This is a genomic window from Kribbella sp. NPDC055071, assembly GCF_053608045.1.
This window is the reverse complement of the sequence record NZ_JBSGUS010000055.1, coordinates 1-5,516: the sequence shown is the minus strand read 5'-3', so window position 1 is coordinate 5,516 and position 5,516 is coordinate 1. Positions and strand designations below refer to the sequence as shown.

At 70.1% G+C, this 5,516-nt stretch carries 10 protein-coding genes; 5 read left to right on the top strand and 5 right to left on the bottom strand.

Going from position 1 to position 5,516, the window contains the following annotated elements; genetic code table 11:
* Window positions 1-49 precede the first annotated feature (49 nt).
* Both ACWF4Z_RS38050 and ACWF4Z_RS38045 read right to left on the bottom strand, forming a co-directional pair.
* The gene (locus tag ACWF4Z_RS38050) at window positions 50-208 is read right to left on the bottom strand and encodes a hypothetical protein (protein ID WP_375847191.1); all 159 of its coding nucleotides are present in this window, start codon (window positions 206-208) and stop codon (window positions 50-52) included.
* Between the two features lie 152 nt (window positions 209-360).
* A complete protein-coding gene (locus tag ACWF4Z_RS38045; protein ID WP_376085933.1) occupies window positions 361-537 on the bottom strand; it encodes a hypothetical protein in 177 nt (58 codons plus the stop codon).
* Between the two features lie 128 nt (window positions 538-665).
* Between ACWF4Z_RS38045 and ACWF4Z_RS38040 the strand changes: the two genes are divergently transcribed.
* From ACWF4Z_RS38040 to ACWF4Z_RS38020, 5 genes are all read left to right on the top strand, one after another.
* The gene (locus tag ACWF4Z_RS38040; RefSeq protein WP_376085935.1) at window positions 666-917 is read left to right on the top strand and encodes a hypothetical protein; all 252 of its coding nucleotides are present in this window, start codon (window positions 666-668) and stop codon (window positions 915-917) included.
* Window positions 918-921: 4 nt separating this feature from the next.
* A complete protein-coding gene (locus ACWF4Z_RS38035) occupies window positions 922-1,185 on the top strand; it encodes a hypothetical protein (RefSeq protein WP_375847188.1) in 264 nt (87 codons plus the stop codon).
* A 230-nt stretch (window positions 1,186-1,415) separates the two neighbouring features.
* Window positions 1,416-2,336, top strand: a complete 921-nt coding sequence (locus ACWF4Z_RS38030; RefSeq protein ID WP_375847187.1) for a hypothetical protein — start codon at window positions 1,416-1,418, stop codon at window positions 2,334-2,336.
* 13 nt (window positions 2,337-2,349) lie between these two features.
* Entirely contained in the window at window positions 2,350-2,901 is a 552-nt protein-coding gene (tpg, locus tag ACWF4Z_RS38025; RefSeq protein ID WP_375847186.1) for a telomere-protecting terminal protein Tpg, read from the top strand.
* A complete protein-coding gene (locus ACWF4Z_RS38020; protein WP_375869836.1) occupies window positions 2,898-3,182 on the top strand; it encodes a hypothetical protein in 285 nt (94 codons plus the stop codon). Before tpg ends, ACWF4Z_RS38020 begins: the two co-directional genes overlap by 4 nt.
* Before the next feature lie 131 nt (window positions 3,183-3,313).
* Here the strand turns inward: ACWF4Z_RS38020 and ACWF4Z_RS38015 are convergent, their stop codons facing one another.
* From ACWF4Z_RS38015 to ACWF4Z_RS38005, 3 genes are all read right to left on the bottom strand, one after another.
* Window positions 3,314-3,760: a hypothetical protein gene (locus tag ACWF4Z_RS38015; RefSeq protein ID WP_375847184.1), complete on the bottom strand. Its 447-nt coding sequence runs from the start codon at window positions 3,758-3,760 to the stop codon at window positions 3,314-3,316.
* Window positions 3,757-4,548, bottom strand: coding sequence for a ParA family protein (locus ACWF4Z_RS38010; protein WP_376112994.1), 792 nt, complete (start codon window positions 4,546-4,548; stop codon window positions 3,757-3,759). Before ACWF4Z_RS38010 ends, ACWF4Z_RS38015 begins: the two co-directional genes overlap by 4 nt.
* 215 nt (window positions 4,549-4,763) lie before the next feature.
* The gene (locus ACWF4Z_RS38005) at window positions 4,764-4,976 is read right to left on the bottom strand and encodes a hypothetical protein (RefSeq protein ID WP_375847182.1); all 213 of its coding nucleotides are present in this window, start codon (window positions 4,974-4,976) and stop codon (window positions 4,764-4,766) included.
* Window positions 4,977-5,516 lie beyond the last annotated feature (540 nt).

The following is a 5,516-nucleotide window of genomic DNA, read 5'->3' as shown; positions in this document are numbered from 1 at the left end:
GTGTGGGCCCGGCCCTGCCGGGTCACCGTCTCCGTACGCGTCTGCGGCTTCATCGGGCACCGCCCGACCGCAGCGCCTCGGCCGCCCGCCGCGCCCGCTCAGCGGCCTCGGCCGCCTCCCGCGCCCGCCGCATCGCGCCCTCGGCCGCGCCCTCCGTGGCGGTGTCCGCCCATGTCATCGCGCCCGCAGGCGCACCGATACGATCCATCACAGATCGCCCTCCTGGTCATGTCAGGTGGGTGGTTCAGGCGCGGGCCGGTGCTCCAACACCGGCCCGTGCCGTCCGAGCGTCTCTGGCGCTCTCCGCCGTGCTCCGGCCCAGCTCGAATGGGCCGGAGCACGACGGGCTACGCCAGCCGACTACAGCTCGCCGCGCCGCTCCAGCTCGCGGGCGATGTCGTTCTGATCGGCGATCGCGTCCACGTCCATCGGGGTCCGCGTCCGCTTGATCAGCTCGTACTCATAGCGCAGGTCCTCAGTGGACTGCGTCCGGCTGTGCTCGATCGACGCCGAAGACGGGCTCTTCCGGATCCTCATGTGCATTTCCTTTCATGGCGATTGATGCCGTTTCAGCCGGTCCGGCTGGCGACTGGCCAACCATGACACAGAACTTCTCGGTAAACAACCCTGCTTCAGTGGGCGTTGCGTGAGCTATGCTGTGCAGCATGGAAATTCCCGAGAAAGCGCAGGCCGAGGCGCTGGCGCGCGTGGCGGAACTGGGCACCCAGCGCGCCCAACTGCTCGCCGACGCCAAGGCGCTACTGCCACAGATCAAGGAAGCCGCCCTTGCGGCCGCGCGAATCGATGCCCCGCGCTCCCGCATTCAGCAGCTCAGCAAGGTGAGCACAGCCGTTGTCTACGGCTGGTTCGATGAGGCGGGCCTGCCCAAGCTCAAGGGCGGCAAGGGGGGTGTCTGACCAGATGGACTACCAGCGACACAATGTGGCTCCCCCCGGGCATGCCGACCTGCCGTTCGCCGGGGACGCGTCGCTCGCAGAGGTGCTGGGTGTGATTGACCAGCTCAGCGCGCTGGGCCGCGACCTGCGGGCCACGGTCCCCACCGCGAGCCTGCGGGGGAGTCAGTACCTGCGGGCCGCAGACCTGGCGCGATGGATCGCAGACGCCGCCGACGAGTTGCACCAGGACCTCAACCAGGACTCGTCAATCCCGCTACAGACCGACTGAGACCCGAGCGTTATTTCAGTACGCGGAATCCGCGTCCCGGCGACGCCCTGACTGGGCGTAGCCTGTCCCGCACAAGATCCAGACAGACAGCAGAAAAGCCACCCACCAGTTGCCCGAGAGTTGGCGCTCTCGGAGGTGAACGGCTTTCCGCTGGCCCTTGCCAAGGCTCGTTCTGAGTGTAGCGGTCGGTTTTTCGACCGGACACCGGGCGGGCCAGAGAGAGGCCCCACATGGCGCACCCGTCACCTGATGACTGCGCGTCCTGCCGCCGGATTTTCGGCGAGCTGGTTGAGCACGAACTGACCACTGCCCCCGGTACCTCGTTGCCCGCTGCCGTGCTGGCGGAGCGTGTGGGGCTGGTGCCGCGCGTCCTGCGCCGCCACCTCACCGAGCTGGTCACCGCTGGGCGCATTGATGTGGACCGCCGGACGCCTCTGCCGGGCGCCAGCGTCGGCCGGGCCCGCCCCCTGCCCACCTCGCCGAGCCCTGCGGAGTGGGCCGCGTCCATCCAGACCCGCGACCGCACCTGCTGCCGTCTGCTGGCCGCGCTGGCGCTCCATGCCGGTGCCGACTGGACCGGGCAGGAGCGGCAGGAGGATCTGGCCCGGGCCCTCGGGATCAGCGTGCGCACCCTGCGCACCCACCGGGGGCACCTGGAGGATGACCAGCTGGTGCGCTGGGACCGGCGCGGCCGGGTCCGGGGACTGCCGGACCGCTACACCCTGTTGTCCGGCCTGATCCGCCTGCCCGACGTGCCCGAGGAGTGGGCAGACCTGCCCTGGGCGGAGGGCGCGGCCGTGGACCTGATGGATCAGGTCTGGTGGCTGGCTGGACTGACCGACGCTCAGCACGAGCGCACCCGGCGCCACATCGCCCACCTGATGACCAACGGCTGGACGGCCGCCGAGCTACTGGGCCGACTCGATCGCATCCCGCCGACCGAGCACGTCAGCCACCCGTACGCGCTCGCGCAGTCCTTGCTGCCGGTCCGGGGAGAGCCGCCGGTCGCCACAGCGCAGGAGGTGACTGGCGGACGGGGCCCGCTGGCGATCGTGGATTGCGCCGGGAACTGCGGGCGTGCCGTTCGGGGCGTGGCCGGAGTGAGCACCTGCCGAGACTGCCGCCAGGCAGCAGCACCTGCACCGTTCTGAGGGGGAGACGGACATGGGGATCATCGGAGACGCGCTCAGTCGCGCCGCACAGGCAGCGTGGACGCGCCCGCTGCCGAAGTCCGCAGGGGCTCGGCTGCGGTTCCTGCTCAAGCGCGAGAAGGGCAGCACCCGCGCCGTGGCTGACCGGCTGGGCGTCAGCCAGCGCACCGTCCAGCGCTGGGCGAAGGGCGAGCAGCAGCCGACCGGCAAGCGTGCCGCCGCACTGGAGCGGGAGGCGGCCCGCGACTGGCAGCCCCGGGTCACCGCCGAGGCACAGCGCCGTTCCGCCCGGGACGGCCTGGTGGTGGAGACCCGGGCGCGGTTCGGGTTCACCGCCGCGCCTGGCACCACCGACGACGGCCGGATGCGGCGGATCACCGAGACGCTGCCGCCGGACGTGAGCGGGAGGATCTGGGAGGCGTGGCGCTCCGGAGATGAGGAGCAGCTGCAAGAGCTGGTCGGGCAGGGGCTGGGGTACTCGTACTTCCAGGACCGGGGCCGCCGCGCTCAAGGACTCGACGTAACGCTCACCGATGTCGACTACATCGAGCTGGGGGAGCTGTGAGCACAGATGGAGAGCCGGCTGAAGCGCCGGCCGACAGCACGAGGCAGACCGCACAGTGCCGGTGCCGCTGGTGCAAGCTCGCCCCGTGGGCACTGCCCACGGCGGCCGCCGTGCTCGTGGTACTCACCCTGGCCCTCGCGGCCGGGGGCCGGTACCCCTGGCCGGTCGATGCGGCGGTCTACCTCGCGACCGCCACCATGGTCTATGCGGTGCTCTCTGGGCCGGTGATGCGGCAGCGCTGGCGCCATGAGGACCGGCTGTTCAACGAGCAGGACCGGTAGACGGAACAAGGATGGGGCCCGCACCGTCGTGCGGGCCCCGGTTCATCGCAGGTCCCCCCATCGTCGCCAATTGGCGACAGCTCTGCACCCCGACCCACCAGACTTACAGAGTCCGGAACTGCGGGAGTCTGTCAGTCCTGAGTCCGGCGGCGCGGGGCCAGCGAGGCGAGGAGTTCGGCCTCCGTGTCCCCGCGGAGCCGTCCGGCGCGCGTCAGGAGCAGGTCGACCGCAACCCGGATCAAGGTGTTGTCCGTGATGATCTCCGAGCGGTTCCGGCGCTGCCCGGACACCCTGCGGCGCAGTGCCGCCAGCTCGGCGAGCTGGTCCGTCCGCAGACGCGTCTCCTTGCGCTCCAGGCTCTGCCACTTCGGCCCGTCTGCCGAACCCTGAGAGTCCGAGACTTCCGAACTCTCGGACTTTGTAACTTCAGAAGTCCGGGAGTCCGGGAGTTCCGAAGTTGGCTCGGCTTTTGGCTGTTCAGGAGCGGAGATGCTGCCCACCAGCTGTTCGACCTCTGGCACCAATGGCTGACGGATCGGTGACTCGGACGGCACCGTGGAGCGTTTGATCCGGGTCATGCGATCGCCTTCCACAGCCGCTCGGCGCCCGCCGCGTACACGTCGCGCATCTCCTTGCCCCGGGCGCCCAGAGCGGACAGCGGCATGCCTTCGTCCGCCGCGTCCTTGACCACCGATCGCTCCGGAATCGCGTCCCAGACCCGATCCGGCCCGAAGATGGCCGGCAGGCTCGTGAGGTGGTGCGCGTGGCCGGCCAGCCGCCCATCGACCTTGGAGGGGATCGCCGCGAGGAACCGCAGTTCCGCGTTCGCCAGCTCGGCGAGCGTCTGCGGATCCTGGACGAAGTCCCGAAAGCGGGTGGCGCCCTCCACCCCGTCGTACTCCGGCTCCACCAGGGCAACCGCCCAGTCAGCCGCGGCGAGGCCGAGCTGCGTCAGGTGCCCCAGCGAGGGCGGGCAGTCGATCAGCGTCACGTCGTGCGCCTCATCAACCCCCTCCAAAGCGCGCGCCAGCCGCCCGCGAGCGCCCATCACCGCCGCTTCCGCGATGCGGTTCTCCAGATCGAAGCGGGCCGGGAGCACATCGATCCGCATCCCGTACAGCCCCTCCCAGCCACACGGCACGATTCCGTCCGCCGCCGCGCCAGCCTGCCCGCTGCGGACCACCTCGCTCACCGAGACCGTGGCGGCCTGGTCCACCCGGTAGGGCCGCGCCAGCCGCCGCGAGGTGTTCGCCTGCGGATCCAGATCCACCACCAGGACCCGGCGCCCGGCATCCGCCAGCGCCGCCGCCGTGTTCACCACCCACGCGCTCTTGCCCACCCCGCCCTTGTTATTGCCCGCTGCCACGCGTCTGCTGCGTCCCACCATCAACCTCCGAACTCTGTAACTCCGGCACTTCCGTACCCCGGAAGTACACCACCAGAGCGCCCTCGCTTCGGGCGGACCCGCCCGAAGCGTCAGCCGGCCCTTTCACCGCGGGCCGCTGTGCGCCTCGCTGACGCCCCCGCACCTCACCTCCCGACAGGTGGGGCCGCCGGGGGAGCGCTGAGGGGCTCTCAGGCCTATCTGCGGCGCAGCTGGCGAGCGAATCGGCGCACGGCTACCTCGCGGGCGATCGGCGGCCCGAGGTAGCACGCCAGCACCGGAGCCGCAGCCAGAGCGAAAGCAGCCCATACCCCCCATAGCTGACGCATCAGCAGCACGCCCCCGATCAGCAGCAGCAGACCCACCGTCACCGCGAACGCGTGCGCCTCGTCCCGCTCCCGATCTCCCATCACGCACCCCCGCCCGTGATCACCGAGCCATCGAGCGTAGGTGCCACCCCCAACACCGGCACCCCGATTCACCGCACCACGCCCGGACGCAGGATCCGAACCGGCAACTCAAAGTCCCCCCCCCCCCCGAAGTCCCGAGTTATCCACAGGCAACGGGCAAACGCACATCGAAACGCACGCGGATCGCACCTGGATCGCACAATTCCGGGGCCTACTGGCCGGTAAGGGGACTCTGAATTGCCGGTTCGGGTCCCCCCCTCCTGACCTGCGAAAACACCAGTTTCGAGCCCCTCGTCATCCACAATTTTGTACCAAGGGGGACCCGAGATTGCCGGTAGGGTCCCCCACCTCTGACCTGCGAAAACGCCCTCCAGTTTGTACCAAGGGGGACCCAGAATTGCCGGTTCTCTAGTAGTCCCCCTCCCCCATCACCGGCACCGCCGCGCCTGCCGCAAAGCGGCAACGGCGCCGGACGGCGGGCCGCGAAGCGGCACGCATCGTCTCGTCACAGAGCGCAGCGATGTGTACAGGGGCATAGCG